Origin of the sequence: Pseudomonas sp. 2995-3 (assembly GCF_002742565.1) — a bacterium.
GTDB lineage: Bacteria > Pseudomonadota > Gammaproteobacteria > Pseudomonadales > Pseudomonadaceae > Aquipseudomonas > Aquipseudomonas edaphica.
In genome coordinates this window covers 218,195-235,933 of sequence record NZ_LJSB01000054.1, presented here as the reverse complement: position 1 = coordinate 235,933, position 17,739 = coordinate 218,195, and the positions used below count along the sequence as shown (strand labels likewise).

Here is a 17,739-nt window from a genome sequence, read left to right as displayed (position 1 = left end):
AAATAGGGTTATTGCTTATCACGGCGCGGCACTCTCGCTGTAACGCTTTCTGAGTTGCTTACAGGCCTCAAGCGATTCCAGGCTGGTAGTCGAAGTGGCACGGGCCACACTTTCAAGATGTTGGCACAGCGCCAAGCGTTCGGCGGCCTCTTCCCGTTCCAGGTCAACCTGAGCATTGAAGCGCATAAACAAGATGCCGAGCAGCACCGCGGCGCACGCAACCCCGATCGTCGCATAGCGAAGGCCGTTGGTGGACGGGGGTTCTGCCGGGTTCATGATTTAAGGTGCCCTGCTCTTTTCATACCGCACATCATCGCCCTCGACCCGGCCCACCTGCGTCCAGCCCAGCCGTTGGTAAAACCCGTTGGCGCGGATTTCACCGCGCCCGTCGGTGATCAGGTACAGCGTCGGGTGGTGCTCAAACAGTGCGGCTTCAGCCACCGCCATCAGTTGGCGGCCCAAACCCCGGCCTTCGTAGGCGGGCAATATGAACATCGCAAATACCTCGCCGCTGTCAAAGTTGACCATCGAAAAAGCCGCCGGCTGGCCCTCCACTTCTGCCAGCCACACGCACGGCGCTTCACGGATGCTGTCCGCCAGCACCTGTGGCGTAATGCCCAGATCCGCCATCTGCTCACGGCTCAAGTGGTTCTGCACCACGGCCGTGCGAATGGCGAACAACGTGTCGATATCCGCCAGCGTCGCCAGCCGAATAGGGTTTTGCATAGATGCCTCCTCCGTGGATGCACGCAATTGTATGTAAATAGAAACACACAGATTGTCGTGGATTTGTAAGAGAAGGCGCTCGACTACAGGGGTTTTGCCTGTTGTTGACGCCGAAACTGCCCTGGCGCCAGGCCATGGGCCTTGCGAAAGCAGCGGGAAAAGTACGCCTCGTCGGTAAACCCGCAACGCAGGGCAACTGTACCTATCAATTGCGCAGTGTTGAGCAATAAGGTGCGCGCCAATTGCATTCGGCGGTCGAGCACCCACTGAGAAAAGGGTTTGCCGGTTTCTTTGCGCAGCAAATGGGTGAGGTAGTTGGGTGACAGGAACGCAGCGGCCGCAGCGTCAGTAAGATTGAGGCCCGGCTCGTGCAGATGCTCGCGGATATAGCCGTGCACCCGTGCCAAGGCGTCTTTGCGTCCGCGTCGGGTGGTGTTATTGGCGGCAAACGCCTGCAAGGGTTCGGCGTACTGCTGGCAAACCAGGCCGATCAGTTGGAACAAGTAGCCTTTCAAGCGCTCACGCGCGCCGAAAGTGCGCTGGGCGTCCAGGGTGCGCATATGGCCGAGCCAGATGTGCACTTGTTCAAAGTCGGCGTCGTCAAGGATGAAGTCCAGGTGCTCCTGAAAACGGAACGGTGACAGCTCCGGCGCCTGGCTGATGGGGATGTCTTCCAGGTCCAGCGGGTCGCAGGTCAACTGCGGCAGGAAGAACGCCTGGCTGAAGTTGATCAGCATGAACTCGCCGTCTTGCGGGTGGGGAATCACATGCAGGCGATGGGGCAGGATAAACGCCATGGCTTTGTGCGGGAACGGACGCACCGCGCCGCCGATATGTTGCACAGTGTCGCCGCCCAGGTTGATCTGGATCTGGAAGTATTCATGCCGATGTGGGCTGGTCAGCGCCGCCCGCCCGCGCTTGTCGCGGATATAGAAGTCGGGGCGGTCGCTGCGTTGTTCCATGCCATAGGTGGTGACGCGGGTGCCTGGCATAACAGTCTCTCGAATGGCCTGGGCACCACTTTAGCCTCAACCCTGGCTGAGGGTGAAACTCAACTCGCCGATGCCCTCGATGCCAGCGGTAACCGCATCCCCACGCTGCAACGCGCCGACGCCTGCCGGGGTGCCGGTAAAGATCAGGTCACCGGCCTTGAGTGCTACGGATTTTGAGGCGTAGCTGATGATTTCACTCACCGACCAGATCAGGTCAGCCAAGTCGCCGACCTGACGCTGCTGACCATTGACCTTGAGCCAGATCTTGCCGCTGGCCGGGTGCCCGATAACGCTCGCAGGTTGCAAGGCGGTGCTGGGCGCCGATTCATCGAACGACTTGCCCCAATCCCACGGACGCGCGAGCTTTTTCGCCTCGGCCTGCAGGTCGCGACGGGTCAAGTCGATGCCGACGCCATACCCCCATACGTGAGACAAAGCGGCTTCAGGGCTGATATCCACCCCACCCTTGCCGATGGCCACCACCAGCTCCACCTCATGGTGCAGGTCGGCGGTCAGTGGCGGATAAGCGATCACGCCTTCGGCCGGCACCACCGCGTCCGCCGGTTTCATGAAGAAAAATGGCGGTTCGCGATCCGGGTCATGCCCCATTTCGAGGGCGTGTTCACTGTAGTTGCGGCCCACGCAGAACACGCGGCGCAGCGGGAAACGTGCGTCGCTGCCCTGTACGGCCAGGGATGGGGTTGGCGCGGGGGGGAATACGTAATCAGTCATGGCCTGTGCCTCTTGGTTTACCTGGCGCCAGTATGGCCAGCAGCGCCAAGGCAAAGTTGGACAGGCTTACGCAGATTTTGCACTGACCGATGCAAAACAGCCCTGGATCATTTACGCGCCACTTTGTAGCGCAGGCAGTCCTGGTAAAAACTCTGGCGGATGACTTCGGGCTTGAGCCGTGAGCGGCTGTCGTAGGTCTGCTCGGTGATGCCCATGGCCATCATGCGCATCCACGATTTGCTGAACTTGATGGTCTGGATCTTCTGCCGCGCGGCATACAGCGACACACCCGACAGCTTGAGTTCCTGTGCCCTGGCGGCGGTGCCTGCGCCCCAACTGCACATGTACTTGTCACCCTCGCGCAACTCTCGGGCCTGCACGCTCGCCGCGCCGCCAGCCAGGGAACAGGCGATCAGCATCATTCCAACAGTGCGCATTTGCATCCCCATCTAACCAACTGAAAATAAAAGTGATTTTGGCGGGGATTTTGTTACAAAGGGGCCATTAAATTGCCTTCCTGGGTAAACATTTACCTAATAAATGTTGGCAAACCCTGTGGCGAGCGACTGTGGCGAGCGAGCTTGCTCGCGCTGGGGCGCGAAGCGGCCCCTTGACCGGATGACCGTGTACTTCAGGTGTACCCAAGTGTCAGGTTTTGGGGCTGCTGCGCAGCCCAGCGCGAGCAAGCTCGCTCGCCACAAAAAACGGATCACCCAAAAGGGTGCCCATTACCACTGGTAAGTGGCACTCGCCTGCACGGTGCGCTGCGAGCCATACCAGCACCACGAATAGGAGTAGCACGAGGCCACGTATTCTTTGTTTGCCAGGTTGGTCGCGTTCAGCGCCAGGCGCAGGTTGTCTTTGGGGTTGGCGATATTCGGGATGTCGTAGTGCAGCGCCGCATCCATCAAGGTGTAGCCCGGTACCTTCAGGGTGTTGGCGGTATCGCCCCAGGACGAGCCCACATACCGCGCGCCGGCCCCCACGCCGAAGCCCTTGAGCAGGCCGTCGTGGAAGGTGTAGTCGGCCCACGCCGAGGCCGTATGGCGTGGCACGCCGTAGGTGGTGGTGCCCTCAACGGCAATCGCCGGCCCAGTGCCGACATCGCTGATCGGCGCGTAGCGAACGGTACTGTTGGATTTGCTCGCGCGGTTGTCCAGATAGGCGTAAGCCGCGGTAATGTTCAGGTTGTCGTTGAGGCTGGCCTTGCCTTCCAGTTCAAAGCCACGGGACTGTTGCTCGCCGTCCTGGATCTGGCAGCGGCCACTGCCGCACAGGTGCGTCGGGTCCGGATCCATGGTCGGCACGTTGGATTGGCGCAAATCGAAAATCGCCGCCGTAATGAAGCTGTTGCTGCCTGGCGGCTGGTACTTGATGCCGATTTCATACTGTTTGCCTTCGGTCGGCTTGAACACCGAACCGCCGTAACCCGTGCCCGATTGCGGGTTGAACGACTCCGCGTAGCTGGCGTACGGCGCCAGGCCGTTATCGAACAGGTAGACCAGGCCGACCCGCCCGGTAAACGCCTTGCTGTCCAGCGACGACTTGCTCTTGGTGCCGGAGCTGATGGTTTTGGTGGTGCTGTCGGTGCTCGCCCAGTCATAGCGACCACCCAGCAACAACACCCATTGGTCCCACTTCATTTGCTCTTGCAGATAAACACCGGTCTGCTCGCTGCGCGAGGTCGCGTCGGTGATGAACGCGGGTGTGGTGACCGGCGCGCCGTAGGCCGGATCGAAGATATCCAGGTTCGGGCCACTGCCATAACCGGTCTTGGTGTCGGTGCGGGTGTTCTGGTAATCGAGCCCCATCAACAGCGTGTGCTGCAACGAACCAGTGTCGAATTTGGCCTGCACCTGGTTATCGAGGGTGTAGGCATCCATGTCCACATCGGCAGCGATGGTCGAGCGCTTGGAGGTGCGGTAGTCGCCCATCAGGTAGCTGTTATAGATGCTGCGATAGACGCCCTCGGCGCGCAGGTAACGGGCGTTCTGGCGCACCGTCCACACGTCGTTGAAGTGATGTTCGAAGGCGTAACCGATGGAGTAATGCTCGCGATCGCTTTTCTCGAAGCTCTTTTCACCGTCATAGAAGTCCACATCGATCTTGCGTCCCGTAGGGCTGCGCAGCACCGAGCCCCAGGCCGGCACCGAGCCGTAGGACGCGCCCTTCGGGTCTTTCTGAAAATGCCCAAGCAAGGTCAGCGAGGTAGCATCGTCCGGGCGCCAGGTGAAGGCACTGGACAGCGACTGGCGGCGGGTTTCGGTGTGGTCGACCTGGCCATCGGCGTCATCGAACAACCCCGCCACGCGATAGGCATACACACCCTGATCATCAATCGGGCCGCTTAAATCAAAGGTAGTGCGCTTCTTGTTGAAGGTGCCGTATTCCACGCCGACTTCATGAAACGGCGTGTCCAGCGGGCGTTTGGTGACCATGTTGATCACCCCGCTTGGCGTGCCCTGCCCGTACAGCACCGAGGCCGGCCCGCGCAGCACTTCGACGCGCTCCAGGTCGAAGGCGTCTTTTTGCGGCAAGGCATCTCGGCTCGATGGCATACGCAGGCCGTCGAGGTAGGTTGCCGGGGCGAAGCCACGGATAGTCAGTTGGTCGAGGCGCGAAGCCGTGGCCCCACGGGTCTCCGGCACCACGGCGGCGCTGTAGCGCAGGATCTGGTTGAGACTCTCAGCGTTTTGCGCACGCATCTGGTCCTTGGTGACCACCGAAATCGACTGCGGCGTCTCGATCAGCGCGGTATCGGTCTTCGTGCCCGACAGGCTGCGGGTGGCGACATAACCCGCCACCGGCCCAGTGGGGCTTTCGCTCTGGTAGGCGCCGCTGATGGTGGTGGCCTGCAACTGCATGGCGCCGCCATCGTTCGGGAGCGCTTCGAGGCGATAGCGGTCGGCGGAGATCTTGATGGCCTGCAAGCCACTGCCGGCGAGCAATTGCGCCAATGCCACGTCGGTGTCGTATTGCCCGCTCACACCGTTGCTGTGCTTGCCGCGCGTCAAGCCTGCATCAAACGCCAGTACCAGCCCGGCCTGCTCGGCGAGACGATTGAGGGATTGGCTCAAATCACCCGCGGGAACCGAAAAACGGCGCAACGCGCTGCCGGTTTCTTCGGCAAACAATGGCTGGACGACGAACAACGGCACAGCGGCAAAAGCCATCGCCACCGACAGGGCCAGTGGGTGCAAGGGACGAGCAAGGCGCGACATGGGAAATCCTGCGTAATGGAGGTTCTATTAACCATGACGGCCATGTCGCCAAATCGGGCAAGGATGAGAGTAATTTTTATTTGCATGACTTTATTGCAATGAGCCGGGTCGCTTTTTTGCGTAGTCCTTCGGGATAGTTTTTCGCGGTTTTTACCCGTCCTGCGTCATCCCATTCTGATTTTTCCAACCATTCGTCCAGCGGCTTTTTCCTGCAGCAGACTCCGACGCCTTGCCATTTTTTGCCGAGACGTCACGGATGACCAACGCCGCCCACATCGCCTTTATCGAACATGAGCTCAACGGCTTTCATCGGAGCCTGGCGGAGTATCGCCAGCAGATGGACGCCTGGTATGCGCGGGCGTTGGATACGCTCAGCCATGCTGCCGACATGCCGTCGCTGTTGGGGATGGACCGTGTGCTGCGGGTTGGCGATGCGCAACAGTCCGTGAGTATTACTGACATGGGATTTTCCACCGTGGCCCTGTGCCCGGCGGGCGGCGAGCTTAAAATCCAGAGCTTGTTCGAATCAGTGTATGACGTGCCGATCGGCGATATCCCGGTGGAGGTTGTCGGGCTGGATGACGGCAGTTCCACGCTTGTCATGCTCGATGAACATGGCAAGGGTTCGCATTTTTGCGCCGCTGGCGGGCGCTATCAGGTGCGGGTGCAGGGCGGCGTTTCTGCGCAGCAAGTGGACGCGCTGTTTGCCTCTTACGCAGGGCTGACGGCCGACCTGGAGCACTGGCTGCGCGAGCAGTGGAAAGATTTCAAACCGTACTGGCAACAATCGACCGCCAGCGCGATTGGCAGCGGCGTGCTGGCGGGCAGTTGGGCGGCAATCCGCGATGTATGGGGCAGCATCAAGCTGGTTCAGGCGATTCTTGAAGACCCGCTGAAATTCACTGAGCAACTCGGCGCCGAGGCCGCCAGGTTGGCGCAGTTGGCCACCGATGCGCCCAAGGTCCTGGAACAGGCCATGTTATTGGCCAGCGACGAGGCCGCGCTGTACCTGATGCTGCGCACCGCGATGCTCTGGCTGGACGCACTGCCACCCGGCGAGATAGCCGAGACGGCGGCGGGCTTTGTAGTGTCGCTGCTGATTGATCTGGTGATCGGCGCAGTACTGACCATCGCGTTGCCGGCGGCGGGCGTGGCTTATCTCGGCTTGCGGCCGGCCAAGTACGGCGCGCGGGTGCTGGATGCCGCTGTGGGTTTTGTCAGGAGCCTGCTCGGGATGCTGACCAAATTCATGCAGGCGGTGGACCGTTACAAGGCGGTGGCGGTTCGCGGAGTGGTTGGCGGGTTGAAGCAAGGCACGCTGCAGATGCGCTGGCGGGCGCGGCAAAACGCGGTGGTTAAGCAAAAAGAACACGTTGATGACGTGCCTGCTTCGGGCAAGAACCTTAATGGCGATGCGGCGGCTCCGGCCGACAGAACCGTTACCAACGGCTGCCCGGTGTCGATGGTCACCGGCGAGGAACTGCTGACCCTCACCGATGGCACGTTGGATGGGGTCTTGCCGTTTGAGTGGACACGGCTGTATCGCACCAGTGCGGTGGAAGTGGATTGCGGGTTGGGGTTTGGCTGGAGTCATTCGCTGGCGCAGCGGCTTTCTGTTTCCGGTGATTCGGTGGTGTGGACGGATCATGAGAATCGCCGTACCGAATTTGTGCTGCCCTCCGCTGCTCGACCGGCGATTACCAATAGCTTGGCTGAAGCGGCGATTTATTTGGGTGAGTTGCCCGATGAATTAGTGCTGGCTCAGGCGTCGCGTTTTTATCACTTCCACAATGGCGCGCTGGTTGCCATCAGCGATGCGTATGACAACCGACTGCGGGTTTTTCACGATCGTTTGGGGCGGGTTGAGCGGCTGGATAATGGTGTAGGTCGCTCGCTGTTTCTGCGGTACGAGTCGGGCCGCATTGTGGCGGTGGACTATCAGGTTCATCGGGCCAAAGGGCATGAGCCGTTTGAATGGGTGACCGAGCAGAAGGTTGTTTCCTACGCCTATGACGACCTTGGCCGACTGGTTTCTGCGACCAATGCTGTGGGTGAAAGCGAGGTTTATCGCTACGACGAGCAGCACGTCATTCTTGAACGTGGGTTGGCCGGTGGGGCGAGCTTCTTTTGGGAGTGGGAACGGGCTGGCAAGGCCGCTCGGTGTGTTCGGCATTGGGCCAGCTTTTCGCAGATGGATACGCGGTATGCCTGGGGCGATGACGGCCGTGTCACGGTGCATAACGCTGATGGCAGCCGGGAAGTGTATGTTCATGATGACCGTGCGCGGCTGGTGCAGCGCATTGATCCGGACGGCGCTGAACACTTCAAGTCCTATGACGACAAAGGCCGGCTGACCGTAGAGCAGGACTCGCTTGGTGCGGTGACGGCGTATCAGTACGACGAAGCCGGACGCTTGGTGGCGTTGTTTCCGGGGGATGATGAGCCGACGTCCTACGAGCATGACAACGGGTTCGTACGGGTCGTAAGGCGTGGTCTCGCCGTCTGGAAATATGAGCGCAATGATCAGGGCGACGTCACGCGTAAGACGGATCCTGACGGCAATATTACGGACTACAGCTACAACAAATATGGGCAGCTGACGGGGGTTTGGTTTCCCGATAACAGTTGCCATCGGCTGGTCTGGAATGAGCGGGGGCAGTTGCTTGAGGAGCTGCTGCCCAATGGGGGTAGCAAGCGTTATCGCTATGACGACCTTGGTCGGCGGGTTGCCCGCGAGGATGAACAGGGAGCGCTGACCCAGTTTCAGTGGGACAGCGTGGGTCGGTTGATTCGCGTCGTACTTCCAGGCGGTGCAACACGCGAATACAGCTACAACGCCTACGGAAAAATCACCGCCGAACACGACGAACTTACCCACGTCACCCGCTACGAATACGCCGACGGCCTGCACCTGATCAGCCGCCGAATCAACGCCGATGGCACCCACGTCAAGTACCGCTACGACAATGCGCGCCTGCTGCTGACCTCGATCGAAAACGAGGTGGGCGAAACCTACCGACTCGCTTACCACCCCAACGGCCTGATCCAGCAGGAAATCGGCTTTGACGGCCAGCGCACGGCTTACGTGTATGACCTCAACGGCAATCTGGCGGAAAAAACCGAACACGGCGACGACGGCAGTCAGCTCGTTACCCGTTACAAGCGAGACCACGCCGGGCGCCTCGTAAGAAAAACCCTGCCGGACGGCAATGTTGTCGACTATGCCTACGACCGCCAAGGCAATCTCCTCAGCGTCGACGACGGCCACTGGTCGCTGGCCTACGAATACGATCCACAAAACCGCCTCACCTCCGAACACCAAGGCTGGGGCACCTTGCGTTACGGCTACGACGCCTGCGGCCAACTTAAAAACCTGCGCCTGCCGGACAATAACCGGCTGGTGTTCAATCACGACAAAGGCGGCCACCTTTCCACCGTCGAGCTGAACGGCGAAACCCTCACCTCCCACCTGTTCAAAACCGGCCGCGAACACCAACGCCAGCAGGGCCAGCTCCTCAGCCACTACCACTACGACGACCAAAACCGCCTGCACGCCCACGCGGTCAGCCAACAGCAACACACGCTATACCAACGCCAATACGACTACGACAAAAGCGGCAACCTCACCCGCCTGCTCGACACCCGCAAAGGCGAACACCACTACCACTACGACCCCCTCGCCCGCCTGACCCGCGCCGACCACTCGCAAGACGTGCAGGAACGCTTCGGCCACGACCCGGCTGGCAACCTGCTCATGCAAGACCGCCCAGGCCCGGACATCGTGGCGGGGAACCGGTTGATGATTCAGGGCGATCATCACTATGACTACGACGCCTTCGGTAATTTGATCCGACAGCGACGTGGCAAGGGTCATCAGCTCGTCACCGAGTACCGCTACGACTGCCAGCATCGGTTGATTGGCATTACCCAACCCAACGGGCAAACCGCCAACTACCGCTACGACCCGTTTGGTCGGCGGATCAGCAAAACCGTTAACGACATAACCACGGAGTTTTTCTGGCAAGGCGACAAGCTGGTGGCAGAACACCACGCGGATCGGCATCGCAGCTACCTCTACGAGCCAGACAGTTTTCGCCCGTTGGTACTGCTGGAAGGCTTTGGCCCACAAGAAACAAAGCCCTTTCACTACCAACTCGACCACCTCGGCACGCCACAGGAACTGACAAACCCCGAAGGCGAAATCGTCTGGTCCGCGCACTACCGCGCCTACGGTGAAATCGCCCGTCTAGACGTCAGAAAAATCGACAATCCGTTGCGCTTCCAGGGCCAATATTTTGATGCCGAAAGCGGGCTGCACTACAACCGTCATCGCTACTACAATCCAGATATTGGTCGCTACCTGACGCCGGACCCGGTGAAGTTGGCGGGTGGGATTAATGCGTACCGGTACGTGCCGAACCCTACGGGGTGGGTAGATCCGTTAGGCTTGAATACCTGTCCCGGAACGGATGGATGCAAGCCAAACAATTCTGCTCAAAATCCGATAGCTGGGGTTGAGCACGGCGAACCCGCTTTACCGCAACTGGCACGCGCACAGCGACAAGCACGCATTAATGAGCTTGGAGAGGCCAACGCTCACCGGCGCTTATCAGAGCTGGAAAGGTCAATCCCAGGGGCGCACTTCTTGGAAAAACACGGTGCTCAAACGTTACTCGAATCTCAACTTGAGCGAGTGATTACAGCTAGAAACCCTACCACTGGGGAAATTGAAACGTTCGATAGAGGGAGGAACGCAGGACAACCTCGGCCTCCAAGCGCCGCCACACGCTTCCTGAGCCATAGAGATCAATTGAACGCTATTGATCGAGCGATTTTAATCTTCAAACTTAACGGCCGGTCCCGAGCGCCTAAAGCAATGAACATGGGCAAAACAATCGGAGAAGGATATAAAAGAGAGGGACTCGAATATGGAAAACAAACCAAAGCAATCGTACATCTAAACACAGATGGAAAACCCATCACTGCTTATACGGAGTTTGACAAATGAACAAAAAACCAGACTTGGAAATCCTTCGAGGCCTATTGTTCACTTATTGTATAGAAAACACTAAAGATCTAGACAGAGAAGAAATTATAGTTTCCAAAAACGTCAACAACCCAAAAGAGCTTGCAGAGCTTTTCGATGCATTGACCAAATCAGAATTTTTCTCCTACAGAGAAGACGAGCAACAATGGTTTATCGATACCCTTGAGCACTTCCTCTCTACCGACGAAAATTTCGAATCTGTTTTTTACTTATTCGATACCTACTTCGAAGATGAAATATTTGACAAAAGAGCCTTCATGATGGTGCTGCTCGAACGCCTCAAAAGCTACATGAGCGAAGCGCTCTCAGCTAAACCGATACAAGACGGCACCCACTAAACCCAACCCAAAGGCAAAACCAACCTATGCAACTAAGTACTAAATTCAAAAGCCACAAAATGCAACTTGCAGCACTGAATGAAGTCACCACAAGAACAGCCCGCAAACTGGAGCCTTTCACTGGAGAGGATTACTACGGAAACCCCATCGTCCGCATAGAACTGCAAGGCTGTGGAGAAGGCTACATTCCTAACCCAGAGGATCTGACCAACCCAGTATATGATGATGACATGAATACCATCGTTGCAAAATTCGACCGTGAAACCAAAAAACTCTACACCGTATTCCCCGTGAGTGACGACCAATGCTAAAACACCCTTTTCTAAATAAGCCCTACCAGCCAAAATATCGACACTTCCTTTCCCCCTTCGACATCTATGATCGTGAAGAAACACTGGGCGAAATATTTTCAACCTACAACATCAATCATAAACGCGACAGAGAAAAACTAATCAAAAAGTACATTATAGACAAAAGTACAGGCTTAAATTATCGGCATCGAAAACTCCTAGTCGACACTTTAGGCGATGCTCTTGAAGACGAAACTTATGATTTTTCGCAAGCTTTGAGCCAGGCTCCTGGTTTTTACTGTTCTCTACCTTGGGGATGGAGCGATATGGAGGATCCAAGAGGTTTCTTCGAGGATATCTATAGGATGACGAATGAGTGGTGGAAAGACGACCTCCAAAAAGCCAGCCTGGAAGACCCATCAACATGGTAAAAACACCACCTACACCACTGAAACACCCCACCACTGTGGCGAGCAGGCTTGCCCTGCGTTGGGCTGCGCAGCAGCCCCAATAGGGAAAAAGCGAGATACTAGCGTTAACCAGTGTCGTCTGTTTTGGGGCTGCTGCGCAGCCCAACGCAGGGCAAGCCTGCTCGCCACATGAGTACGCTCAGCCGTTCAATGAGCCCTGCGAACCTCTCACCGCTTCGACAGCTCCATAATCATCCGGCTCAACAAATAAACCCGTGGCGCCACGCTCTCCACCTCGGCATATTCCTCCGGCGTATGAATATTCCCACCGACAATCCCAAACCCATCCAACGTCGGCGTCCCAACCCCAGCCGACAAGCTCGCATCCGCCGCCCCGCCGCTGCCTTCAATGGTCAGCTTGCGGCCCAATTCGCCGTAGATCCCCTGGGCAATCGCGACCAATTTGTCCGACTCCGGCGTCTGTGGCATCGGCGGCAGGCCGCGCAACAAACTCGTTTTCACTTCAGTGTCCGGGATCAGCTTATTGGCTGACACCCGCGCCAGGTCTTTTTCGATCCGATCAAACTCTTCCGGCAGTGCCGCGCGCACGTCGGCTTTGGCGGTGGCTTGGTCGGGGATGACGTTGGTGCGGTCGCCGGCCTTGATCACGGTGAAGTTGATGGTGGTTTTCTTCTCTTCATCGCCGAGTTTGCCCAGTTGCAGAATCTGGTGCGCGGCTTCCATGGCGGCGTTGCGGCCCAGTTCGGGGGCGACGCCGGCGTGGGCGGCTTTGCCTTTGACTTCGACCACGGCGGTGGCGCTGCCTTTGCGCCATACCACCAGGCCGTCGGCTGGGCGGCCGGGTTCCAGGTTCAAGGTTACGTCGTGGGCCTTGGCGGTTTTGCGGATCAGTTCGGAGGCGGCTTCTGAGCCGGTTTCTTCGCTGGCATCGAGCAGGAAGGTGATTTGTGCGTAGTCCTTGAAGCCCTGGTTTTTCAGGACTTTGAGCGCGTAGATGCCGGCGACGATGCCACCCTTGTCATCCATCACGCCGGGGCCGTAGGCGCGGCCATCCTTGATATGAAACGGTCGCTCGGCGGCCGAGCCTTCCTTGAACACGGTGTCCATGTGCGCCATCAGCAAGATCTTGGCTTTACCGGTGCCCTTGAGAGTGGCGATCACATGGCTGTTGTTAGCCGCTTTGTCGGGCACCAGCTCAATGCTGAAACCAAGCTGCTTGAGCTCATCCACGGCAATGTCGCGCACTTGGGTCAGGCCCGGCTCGTAGCCAGAACCCGAATCGATGTTCACCAGGCGTTCGAGCAGTTTCAGGGCCTCGGCCTTGTACTGTTCGGCATCCGCCTGGATTTGCTTGTGGGGTTCGGCGCTGTAGGCCGGCACGGTGAAGGTCAGGGCCAGGGTGGCGGCCAGCAGGGTACGGGAGAAGGTGAAGAGCATGGACCGGTCCTTGTTGTTGTGGGGGTGTGCTGCGCTACCCTACCCCACTAAACCGAGCGTAACCAACTGCCTTGCACGGAACTGACGCGGTTGCGCCCGCTGCTCTTGGCTTCATACAGCGCCTGGTCGGCGTCGTTGAGCCAACTGGTGGAGTCGGCGTGCGCCGGCTGGTACGGCGCCAGGCCAATGCTCAAGCTGGCGCGCAGGGTCGGGTCTTGCGCATAGGCCAGTGCGCTGAAGCGATCACGCAAAGCGTCCATCACTTCGGTGGCGCGATTGAGCGGCATGCCTGGCAAAATCACACAGAATTCGTCGCCGCCATAGCGCCCGGCCAGGTCGGACGCCCGCAGGTTCTGGCGCAACACCTTGCTGAGTTGGCGCAACACGATGTCGCCGGTGACATGCCCGTAGGTGTCGTTGATGGTCTTGAAATGGTCGATGTCGATCAGCGCAATGGCCGCGCCCACCTGTTCACGGCGGCAACGTTGAAACTCGATTTCCAGATGGTCCTTCCAGGCGCCGTGATTGAGCAGGCCGGACAGGCTGTCGGTGCGGCTCAAGGCCAGCAACTCGCGCTTGTGGCGGGCCAGGGTCACGGCCTGGCGGTAGCAGATCCAGCCCAGCGCCAGGGGATACAGCATCAGGATCGGCAGGCACGCATACAGCTGCGCCTCGCTGGTCACCGCGACAAACGCCGGCGCGAACACCAGCAGCGCGGCGCCGATGCCCAGCCCCTGCGCCACCCAGCCGGCGAGCATAAAGCGCGGCCCGCCGATGGCGACGTTGTTCATGGTCATCATCGACAGCGTGGTCACGCTGGGCAGCGGGTTGAAGTGCATGGCACCGACCCAGAAGCCGCCGCAAAACGAATCGAAGAGTAAATTACGCCGTTCGCTGCGCAGTGAGTTGCTCGCCCGGCGCGACAACTGGTAGGCCACGTGCGGCCACACAAACGCGTTAATCAGCATCCAGGCCCACACCCACAGCGACGGGTGCAAGGGGTACATGCCAAATACCACGCAGACAAAACCGAGCGTCAGCCCCAAGAGCCGCGATTTGAACAGGCGCGAAGCGAGCGGAAGTCCATTTCCTCCGGCGGCTGACATGGTGGGGTGTAATCCTGGATGAGTGCCTGGAGTCTAACAGGGCAACGTCAAAGCGCCACTACTGCTTACCTGCTAATACTTCAGTGCGAAAACCCGCGCGCCAGCATCAACGCAACACCCAATAGCAGCACCGCCGTGATCCGCTGCAACAGCACCCGGCGCTTGGGGTTTTCCAGCACGTGCTTGATGCGCTGGCCGAAATAGCAGTACAGGCAGCCGCTGGCAAACTGCAGGGTCAGAAACGTCAACCCGAGGATGGCGATATCCGCCGCCGAGCTATGCTCGCCTGCGCCTGCAAACTGCGGGAACACGGCGCTGAACATGATGATGGTCTTGGGGTTGGAAAACCCGGTGAGCAACCCCTTGCCGAACAGGCTGCGCGAGCCTTCCACGGCGCCGCCCTGGTTGATCGACACGCCGCTGCTGGTCCACTGCTTGTAGGCCAGGTACAGAATATAGGCCACACCGACAAACTGGATGGTCTGGGTAATGGCGAGGTTGCCCTTGATCAGTTCCGAAAAGCCCACGGCAAAGATCAGGATGGAAATCAGGTAGGACACACTGGCGCCGATCTGGGCCGGGATCGAACTGCGCAAGCCGTCCTTCAAGCCCAGGCTTAGCAGCAACAGGGTCATGGGGCCGGGACTGAAGGTCATGGTGGCGCAAAACAGCAGGAAGTAGAGAAACGAAGACAGCGTTAACGCACTTGTCATGGGCCAGAACCTTGGAATGGTAAAAACAACAACGGGGCGCGCTTGAAACGCACGCCCCTGCGCCTGTCAGGCAACGGCAATTTCAGTGGTCAGGGATTCACGGTACATCAGCGCCAGGTCGGCCAGGGCGGCCTTCGCGGTCTGGTTGCGGGTTTCGAACGCCACCAGGCCCTTCCAGTTGGTTTCAACGATGGCCTGCACCACGTCGGCGTAATCACAGTTGCCGTCATGAATGCCGAAGTGCTGATCCTGCACGCCATTGTTGTTGCTGAAAGAAATACCCTTGATCAAGTGGTGATACTTGCGCACCACATCGGCCGGCAGGCCGTTCTCGATGTTGGCGTGGCCCGCATCCAGGAAGAAGTATACGTTGCCATGGGCCTTCAAGCGCTCGAACACAAACGCGTATTCGGCCTCATGGGTAAAGATGTAGTGGAACGGCCGGTAGTTGACGTAGTTGGACAGGTTCTCCAGGTAGATATCCGTGCCCTTGGCCTCGGCGTAGCTCGCCAGTTCCTGTACCGACTTGAGGTAGTGTTCCAGCGCAACTTTCTTGGCCATCAGCACCATTTTTGGCTCAACGATGCAGCCGCCGTGGATGATCAACGGCGCGCCGAGGCGGCTGGCGATATCAATCTCTTTTTTCACGTAGTCCACCGCCGCTGCGCGGAACGCCTCGACGTCACTGCCCAGCGGCGCCTTGAAGTTGCCGTGGAAGATCGGCGTGACGCCACTGGCCGCGATGTGCGCCTGCAGGCTCTCAATGCGTGCATCGGTCCAGTCATCGACCATCTCGCCGAACAGGCTGCCGTCGATGTACCAATGGGTGCAATCACCCTCGATAGCGGTTTGCAGGCCTTTTTCGGCGCTGAGGTATTTCTGGTGCGCCACGCCGGTACAGAACGGCACGGTGGGGTTGATCAGTTTGCTTTCCATGGAGCGATTCCTTTCGTTGATGGAGGGTTAGAGTTCAATGGCCATAAAGTCGGCCTTGGTCACGCCGCAGTCAGGGCATGTCCAGTCTTCCGGCACTTCTTCCCAAGGGGTGCCGGCCGGGATTCCGTCCTCCGGAATACCCAATTCTTCTACGTACATAAAACCGCAGGGGGCGCACATATAAGTCTTCATGAGAATGCGAAATCCATTGCTCGCGTGTAAGAAACTTCGCCAGTTTCCGGCGAGATGGCGCGCAGTCTAGGGCAGCGTCATTGCACAAGGCAGGTAAAGTGGTGCCTAATCCGGCCTAACTTCACCGGTAAAAGCACCGGCAAAGACAAGGAAGGTTTATGTTTGTATCCGCCATCGCTTTTGTGGAAGGCACGCCCAAGGTGCAGCAGATCGTCGACGCCTTCAGCCAGGCCATCGAGGCCGGTGAATGGGCACCCGGCAGCAAGTTGCCGTCGGTGCGTGAGCTGACCCAGACCCTGGGCGTCAGCAAGTTCACCCTCAACGAAGCACTGGACCGCCTGCGCGGGCGCCACCTGCTGACCTCAAGCCAGGGCCGCGGCTATTTTGTGGCGATGGAAACCGCACGCCCGGCCGCGGCGACCTGGGTCGACCTGCTGCCCCAAGACCTGCTCAGCGTGCTGCGCCGCCCGCTGGTCACCGCCAGCGGCGAGCTGCGCCCCGGTGGCGGGCACTTGCCGGAGGACTGGTTGAACGGCGAGGCCATCCGCCAAACGATGCGCAGCGTGGTGCGTGCGCCGTCACTGCGCATCGCCGGCCTGGGCACGCCGGCCGGGTTGCTGCCCTTGCGCCAGGCCCTGCAACAGAAGCTGCACGGCGAAGGCTTGTCGGTACCGGTGGAACAGATCATCACCACGCCCAACACCGTGCAGGGCCTGGACATGCTCATGCGCCTGCTCGCACGCCCCGGCGACACGGTGCTGCTGGACGCGCCGTGCTACTTCAACTTCCACGCCAACCTGGCCCTGCACGGGGTCAAAGTGGTGACCATCGAGCGGCGCCCCGACGGTTTTGATTTTGCCGCGCTCGAACAACTACTGGCCGAGCATCGCCCCAGCCTGTACCTGACCACCAGCGTGCTGCATAACCCCACCGGCCATTCCTTCAGCCCCGGCCAGGCGTTTCGCCTGCTGCAACTGACCCAGCAGTACCATTGCCATATCGTCGAGGACGACCTCTACGGCGACCTGCACCCCAACCCGCCGCCGCGCCTGGCCGCCCTCGCCGGGCTGGATCAGGTCACCTACCTGTCCGGGTTCTCCAAGATCCTCAGCGCCAACACCCGCGTCAGCTACGTGGTGGCCGCGCCGCAATTGGCCGCCAACCTCACCAACATGAAGCTGATGAGCGGCGGCGTGACCTCGGAGCTGTTCGAGCAGATCGTCTACCGCATGCTCAGCGAAGGCAGCTACGCCAAGCACCGCAAGCGTATGGTCCAGCGTTTGATGGAGTCTGGCGGGCGCGTCGAACAATGGCTCAAGCGCTGTGGCTGCGAGCTGCCGATGGCGTATGAAGGCGGGATGTTTATCTGGGCGCGCCTGCCCAAGGGCGTAAACGGAGAACTGCTGGCCCAGGAGGCGTTGAAACGCAGCCTGGTGCTGGCGCCGGGCGCGCTGTTCGGCTACGACCCGGCGCACCTCAATTCGATGCGCTTCAATGTCGCCCACACTGATGAGCCGCGCGCCCAGCGGGTGTTCGAGGCGCTGTTGCTCAAGGCCGTGCGCCACTGATTTTTGCTTC

Annotated in this window: 16 protein-coding genes; 5 read left to right on the top strand and 11 right to left on the bottom strand. The window is 59.2% G+C overall.

Features of this window, described 5'->3' with window-relative positions:
• Nucleotides 1-18: 18 nt before the first annotated feature.
• The 6 genes from AOA62_RS02920 to AOA62_RS02895 form a co-directional block, all read right to left on the bottom strand.
• Nucleotides 19-276 carry a hypothetical protein gene (locus tag AOA62_RS02920; RefSeq protein ID WP_017136885.1) on the bottom strand — a complete coding sequence of 86 codons (258 nt, stop codon included), beginning with the start codon at nt 274-276 and terminating at the stop codon, nt 19-21.
• 3 nt (nt 277-279) lie between these two features.
• Entirely contained in the window at nt 280-726 is a 447-nt protein-coding gene (locus AOA62_RS02915) for a GNAT family N-acetyltransferase (RefSeq protein WP_099547785.1), read from the bottom strand.
• Between the two features lie 83 nt (nt 727-809).
• Entirely contained in the window at nt 810-1,718 is a 909-nt protein-coding gene (locus AOA62_RS02910; protein WP_099547784.1) for an AraC family transcriptional regulator, read from the bottom strand.
• A gap of 36 nt (nt 1,719-1,754) precedes the next feature.
• Nucleotides 1,755-2,450, bottom strand: a complete 696-nt coding sequence (locus tag AOA62_RS02905; RefSeq protein WP_099547783.1) for a fumarylacetoacetate hydrolase family protein — start codon at nt 2,448-2,450, stop codon at nt 1,755-1,757.
• A 107-nt stretch (nt 2,451-2,557) separates the two neighbouring features.
• Nucleotides 2,558-2,887 (bottom strand): hypothetical protein, encoded by a 330-nt coding sequence (locus AOA62_RS02900; protein ID WP_138815846.1) that lies wholly within the window; start codon nt 2,885-2,887, stop codon nt 2,558-2,560.
• 291 nt (nt 2,888-3,178) lie between these two features.
• Complete coding sequence (locus AOA62_RS02895) at nt 3,179-5,671, bottom strand: TonB-dependent siderophore receptor (protein WP_099547781.1); 2,493 nt, start codon at nt 5,669-5,671, stop codon at nt 3,179-3,181.
• Nucleotides 5,672-5,927: 256 nt separating this feature from the next.
• On the opposite strand from AOA62_RS02895, the gene AOA62_RS02890 reads away from it, so the two are divergent.
• The 4 genes from AOA62_RS02890 to AOA62_RS02875 are packed head-to-tail and all read left to right on the top strand — an operon-like array spanning nt 5,928 to nt 11,777.
• Nucleotides 5,928-10,679, top strand: a complete 4,752-nt coding sequence (locus AOA62_RS02890) for an RHS repeat-associated core domain-containing protein (RefSeq protein WP_099547780.1) — start codon at nt 5,928-5,930, stop codon at nt 10,677-10,679.
• On the top strand, nt 10,676-11,056 hold the full coding sequence (locus tag AOA62_RS02885) for a hypothetical protein (RefSeq protein ID WP_099547779.1): 381 nt from the start codon (nt 10,676-10,678) through the stop codon (nt 11,054-11,056). Before AOA62_RS02890 ends, AOA62_RS02885 begins: the two co-directional genes overlap by 4 nt.
• A gap of 26 nt (nt 11,057-11,082) precedes the next feature.
• Nucleotides 11,083-11,367, top strand: coding sequence for a hypothetical protein (locus AOA62_RS02880; protein ID WP_017137775.1), 285 nt, complete (start codon nt 11,083-11,085; stop codon nt 11,365-11,367).
• Entirely contained in the window at nt 11,361-11,777 is a 417-nt protein-coding gene (locus AOA62_RS02875) for a hypothetical protein (protein ID WP_099547778.1), read from the top strand. Before AOA62_RS02880 ends, AOA62_RS02875 begins: the two co-directional genes overlap by 7 nt.
• A 207-nt stretch (nt 11,778-11,984) precedes the next feature.
• Here AOA62_RS02875 and AOA62_RS02870 read toward each other — a convergent pair whose 3' ends face one another.
• The 5 genes from AOA62_RS02870 to AOA62_RS02850 all read right to left on the bottom strand — a co-directional run bounded on the left by AOA62_RS02870 (nt 11,985) and on the right by AOA62_RS02850 (nt 16,161).
• The gene (locus AOA62_RS02870; RefSeq protein ID WP_099547777.1) at nt 11,985-13,214 is read right to left on the bottom strand and encodes a M20/M25/M40 family metallo-hydrolase; all 1,230 of its coding nucleotides are present in this window, start codon (nt 13,212-13,214) and stop codon (nt 11,985-11,987) included.
• Nucleotides 13,215-13,261: 47 nt separating this feature from the next.
• The gene (locus tag AOA62_RS02865; protein ID WP_099547776.1) at nt 13,262-14,320 is read right to left on the bottom strand and encodes a diguanylate cyclase; all 1,059 of its coding nucleotides are present in this window, start codon (nt 14,318-14,320) and stop codon (nt 13,262-13,264) included.
• Nucleotides 14,321-14,400: 80 nt separating this feature from the next.
• Entirely contained in the window at nt 14,401-15,033 is a 633-nt protein-coding gene (locus AOA62_RS02860; RefSeq protein WP_017137772.1) for a LysE family translocator, read from the bottom strand.
• A 66-nt stretch (nt 15,034-15,099) separates the two neighbouring features.
• Nucleotides 15,100-15,969 carry a sugar phosphate isomerase/epimerase gene (locus AOA62_RS02855; RefSeq protein ID WP_099547775.1) on the bottom strand — a complete coding sequence of 290 codons (870 nt, stop codon included), beginning with the start codon at nt 15,967-15,969 and terminating at the stop codon, nt 15,100-15,102.
• Nucleotides 15,970-15,996: 27 nt separating this feature from the next.
• The gene (locus AOA62_RS02850; RefSeq protein WP_016968943.1) at nt 15,997-16,161 is read right to left on the bottom strand and encodes a rubredoxin; all 165 of its coding nucleotides are present in this window, start codon (nt 16,159-16,161) and stop codon (nt 15,997-15,999) included.
• Nucleotides 16,162-16,319: 158 nt separating this feature from the next.
• Here AOA62_RS02850 and AOA62_RS02845 point away from each other — a divergent pair, with 158 nt between their 5' ends.
• Nucleotides 16,320-17,729 (top strand): PLP-dependent aminotransferase family protein, encoded by a 1,410-nt coding sequence (locus AOA62_RS02845; protein ID WP_099547774.1) that lies wholly within the window; start codon nt 16,320-16,322, stop codon nt 17,727-17,729.
• Nucleotides 17,730-17,739 lie beyond the last annotated feature (10 nt).